This is a genomic window from Mesorhizobium sp. M7A.F.Ca.US.002.01.1.1 (assembly GCF_004022955.1).
Lineage (GTDB): Bacteria > Pseudomonadota > Alphaproteobacteria > Rhizobiales > Rhizobiaceae > Mesorhizobium > Mesorhizobium ciceri.
In genome coordinates this window covers 1-3,220 of sequence record NZ_RZQE01000577.1, presented here as the reverse complement: position 1 = coordinate 3,220, position 3,220 = coordinate 1, and the positions used below count along the sequence as shown (strand labels likewise).

The following is a 3,220-nucleotide window of genomic DNA, read 5'->3' as shown; positions in this document are numbered from 1 at the left end:
GTCCGGCGCCAGGCATCTCTTGCGAAGTTCTGCGATCTCGGAACAATCGCGCCAAACCACAGTTCGAGCCAGGCAGCGGAGCTGCAAGATTGGTGACCCGATCCCCGCGTGAGCCCTCCCACGGCGTAGGCGCTTGATCACCAGCAGGCGATATAATCGAGGCGATAGCATCGATGGGCAAGAAGGCCAAGCAGAACACCGCGTCTCGGACGGATCGCGAAAGGGCCATCGAAGCGAACTACTTTGCCCGAAAGTGCGGCCTCACCAAGGACGAGGCACTCAAGATTCTCAGGTCGCAGGATCGATGAAGAAGCGAAACGGCGGTCGGGCGGCCGGTAGGAGCAATCGTCGCTCGATCGTCGCAACCGATGGCGGCGCATGATCTAGTTCACCCCGACACACCTTTTCAACAATCCGCTTCAACCATCCGGGCATGCCGCGGGCCGGGTCCCGTTTAGACCGGCAGAGGCAGCCGAGCGACCATTGTGGCTTGCAATATGTGCCGAAAAGCGCGCGATCTGGTCTCACAGCAGCTTGCCCACAAAACGCTGAAGAGGTCGTTCCGGCACCGCGGCCCCCGACCGCCGTCTTATCAACATTGATCGGCGAAAGCGTGACCAGCAATCGACTTCGATAGGCGAGAACGCCGGTTAAGGCGCGGCAGGCGGCTTGACAAGCGGCCGCGAGGCTAGCCAGGCGCAGAGGCGACATGGCGCCGGTTGTGCCGACCAGAACGGAGCGAGATCCCCACGGTCCTTGCTCGTGTTCCCACGATGTCTTTGAGGGCGAGGAACAACCGATGGCCTTGGTTGTTAGAGCTGCATATGCCGCGAAGCATTGAACTCGAAGTGGGACATGGAGATGGCGACGAAGAAAAGCGCCCAGAGCAGCACAAAGGGCCTGGAAGATCTATTTTACGAAGCCTTGAAGGACATATACTACGCGGAGCGTTAAGTGCCCTCAAGAAAATGGCCAGGGGTACCGAATCGCAAGAGTTGACCGCCGCGTTCGAGAAGCACCGCGACGAGACTGAGGGTCAGGTTGAGCGGCTGCAGCAGGTGTTCGAGATTTTCGGCAAGCGCGCGCAGGGCAAGACCTGTCCCGCGATCGACGGCATCATTGAGGAGGGCGGGGAGATACTGAAGGAGTTCCAGGCGGCGCCGGCCCTCGACGCCGGGCTTGTTGCCGCTGCCCAGGCCGTCGAGCATTATGAGATCGCCCGTTATGGGACATTGGTAACCTGGGCAAGGCTGCTCGGCTTGAATGACGCGGTTCCGCTGCTGCAGCAGACGCTCGACGAAGAGAAGGCAACGGACGAGGCGTTGACGCAGCTTGGAGGCACCAGCGTAAATGAAAGGGCGCTGCAAGATGCCGCCTAGATCTAGCTGAACGCGTTGGGCGGGAGGGAGATCGAGTCCATCGACACCGTCGATCAGGTTGGCTGGCGCTGCGTGCATGAGCAAATAGTGGATACGGTTGTTGCATTGAACCGTCCGAGGCGGTCATTCCTGCGCGAACAACTCGCCTTGCCCATGAATGGTGGCAGGAACATCCGTGGCAGCTTGGGATCAGCGCCCATGGTAGAAACCAAAGGAACAATCAACCCGAGCTTCCGCTCGATATCATTGCTCGAAACTGTCGGAGCTCTGGCCGGACGCGCCAGCAGCGCCGCGACGCTCGCTTCCATCTGCCCTCGGCGAGGCGCGCGGAATCGCTCGATCGTGCGGCCCGATCGCAGCGACACCGCTGTTTCGTCCGGCTCCGCGTGCAGACAGGATGAGGCGCGACTGTCACTGCAGTTTTCAGGTGCCAGGTGAGGGTCCTCGTCACCGGCGCGTCGGGTCTGATCGGAGCTTCTCTTTGTGCGCGCCTGGCCGCCGATGGATATGAAATCGTTCGCGTGCTGCATCGTGCCGGCGCCGCTCCCTTCAGAGGCTTGCCGCCTGTCTTGTTCGACATGGCAAAGGCGCTGCAGACGCAGGACTGGAGCCCGCATCTGATAGGCATCGACGCGGTCGTCAACTGCGCCGGCGTGCTGCAGGACAGCGCGCAAGAAAGCACTGGCGGTGTGCATGCGGGTGGCGCATCGGCACTCTTTGCCGCCTGTGAGCAGGCGGGCGTGAGAAAAGTCATTCACTTCTCGGCAATCGGGGTCGATCGGCTGCAGCCGTCCGCCTTCTCGGCCACCAAGCTGGCTGGCGACCAGGCGTTGATGGCGCGCGATTTGGACTGGGTCATCCTGCGCCCGTCGGTCGTGCTGGGCCGGCCGGCGTTCGGCGCCAGTGCGCTGTTTCGCGGACTGGCCGCATTGCCACTGTTGCCGGTGATGCCCAGCACGGGTCGGCTTCAGGTCGTACAGTTGGATGACGTGATCGCCACTGTCCTGCATTTTCTCCGGCCCGATAGCGCATCGCACCTTGCGCTTGACCTTGCCGGACCTGAAGCGCTGCCGATGAGCAAGGTGGTCGGCCTCTACCGCCGCTGGCTCGGGTCGAGACCGGCTGGAGAGTTCACTCTGCCCGGTAGCGTCGCGGCCGGCCTGTACCGGGTCGGCGATGCGGCGGCTCTGCTCGGCTGGCGCCCGCCGATGCGCAGCAATGCGGCCAAGGAAATCGTGCGGGGCGCTGTCGGCGACCCGCAGGCGTGGATCACAGCGACAGGGATCCAACCATCCAGCCTCGAAGCGGCGCTAAAGCTCAATCCCGCGACGGTGCAGGAGCGATGGTTCGCCCGTCTCTATTTCGTCAAGCCGGCGATCTTTACTGTCCTGCCCTTCTTCTGGATCATGACCGGCATCATTTCCCTGACCACCGGCTGGCGCCGCGGGGTCGACTTGCTGGTCGGCACGGCCATCGGTCCGCTGGCGGAACCGGCGGTCATCGCCGGAGCGTTGGCCGACATGGCGGTCGGCGCGTTGATCGCCTGGCGACCGACCAGTCGGCTGGGGCTGTTCGGGGCGATTGCGGTGGCTCTTTTCTATGCGATCGCGGGGACCATGCTGCGACCAGAACTGTGGAACGAGCCGCTCGGCCCATTCCTGAAGATCCTGCCGATCCTGGTTCTGCATTTTGTCGCGCTGGCGGTCCTGGAGGAACGCTGATGACCTACTTCATGCTCAAGTTCCTGCATGTCGTCGGCGCGGCCGTGCTGCTGGGCACCGGCGCCGGCATCGCCTTCTTCATGCTGCTCGCTCACCGGACCGGAAATTCCTCGACCATCG

The 3,220-nt window shown here is 62.9% G+C and carries 4 protein-coding genes and 1 pseudogene; 4 read left to right on the top strand and 1 reads right to left on the bottom strand.

Annotated elements, in window-relative coordinates; all coding sequences use genetic code 11:
* Nucleotides 1-173 precede the first annotated feature (173 nt).
* Together EN932_RS39625 and EN932_RS32245 are read left to right on the top strand one after the other, a co-directional pair.
* Complete coding sequence (locus EN932_RS39625; RefSeq protein WP_013525051.1) at nucleotides 174-308, top strand: hypothetical protein; 135 nt, start codon at nucleotides 174-176, stop codon at nucleotides 306-308.
* 553 nt (nucleotides 309-861) lie between these two features.
* Nucleotides 862-1,379, top strand: a pseudogene (locus EN932_RS32245) (ferritin-like domain-containing protein).
* 53 nt (nucleotides 1,380-1,432) lie between these two features.
* On the opposite strand, the gene EN932_RS38205 reads toward EN932_RS32245, so the two are convergent.
* On the bottom strand, nucleotides 1,433-1,909 hold the full coding sequence (locus EN932_RS38205; protein WP_164890731.1) for a hypothetical protein: 477 nt from the start codon (nucleotides 1,907-1,909) through the stop codon (nucleotides 1,433-1,435).
* On the opposite strand from EN932_RS38205, the gene EN932_RS32235 reads away from it, so the two are divergent.
* Nucleotides 1,814-3,100, top strand: a complete 1,287-nt coding sequence (locus EN932_RS32235) for an SDR family oxidoreductase (RefSeq protein ID WP_127413917.1) — start codon at nucleotides 1,814-1,816, stop codon at nucleotides 3,098-3,100. The genes EN932_RS38205 and EN932_RS32235 overlap by 96 nt on opposite strands.
* Nucleotides 3,100-3,220, top strand: a 121-nt coding sequence (locus tag EN932_RS32230; RefSeq protein WP_128369369.1) for a DUF2269 family protein, incomplete at its 3' end; no start/stop codon positions are given. The genes EN932_RS32235 and EN932_RS32230, both read left to right, overlap by 1 nt.

Bases quoted from the DNA above. Each gene is read 5' to 3' on its own strand.
- EN932_RS38205 (WP_164890731.1), bottom strand. From the start codon at position 1,909: ATGCAGCACGCGAACGATTTCATATCCATCGGCGGCCAGGCGCGCACA.
- EN932_RS39625 (WP_013525051.1), top strand. From the start codon at position 174: ATGGGCAAGAAGGCCAAGCAGAACACCGCGTCTCGGACGGATCGCGAA.